Origin of the sequence: Neobacillus paridis (assembly GCF_016765675.1) — a bacterium.
Taxonomy (GTDB): Bacteria; Bacillota; Bacilli; order Bacillales; family Cytobacillaceae; genus Neobacillus; species Neobacillus paridis.
This window is the reverse complement of the sequence record NZ_JAESWB010000158.1, coordinates 1-535: the sequence shown is the minus strand read 5'-3', so window position 1 is coordinate 535 and position 535 is coordinate 1. Positions and strand designations below refer to the sequence as shown.

General features: G+C 60.7%; 1 protein-coding gene. It reads right to left on the bottom strand.

Annotated features, from left to right (window positions below; translation table 11 throughout):
• Nucleotides 1–535, bottom strand: a 535-nt coding sequence (lpxC, locus tag JK635_RS28315) for a UDP-3-O-acyl-N-acetylglucosamine deacetylase (RefSeq protein ID WP_202653523.1), incomplete at both ends; no start/stop codon positions are given.

Here is a 535-nt window from a genome sequence, read left to right as displayed (position 1 = left end):
GTGTAGCTGGTCAACAGCGGATGGCCGACCAGGTAAAGGTCGCCGATCGCATCCAGTATCTTGTGGCGCACGAATTCATTCTCGTAACGCAGGCCATCGGGATTGAGGATGCGGTATTCATCCATCACGATCGCATTTTCCAGCGAGCCGCCGCGCGCCAGGCCCAGGCCGCGCAGGGTCTCGACATCCTGCATGAAGCCGAAGGTACGGGCGCGGGCCACCTCGCGCACATAGGACTCCGCATTGAAATCGACTTCGGCGATCTGCCCGGTGCGGTCCACCGCCGGATGATTGAATTCGATGAAGAACTTCAGGCGGAAACCATTGTAGGGATCGAGCCTTGCCCATTTCTCCTGCGCGCCGCTGCCCTCGCGCACCTCCACCGCCTTCTTGACCCGGATGAATTTCTTGGGCGCGTCCTGCTCCTGCAGGCCGGCCTGCTGCAACAGGAAGACGAAGGATGACGCCGAGCCATCCATGATGGGAATTTCCTCGGCGGTCAGGTCGATGCAGAGATTGTCGATGCCCAGGCCAG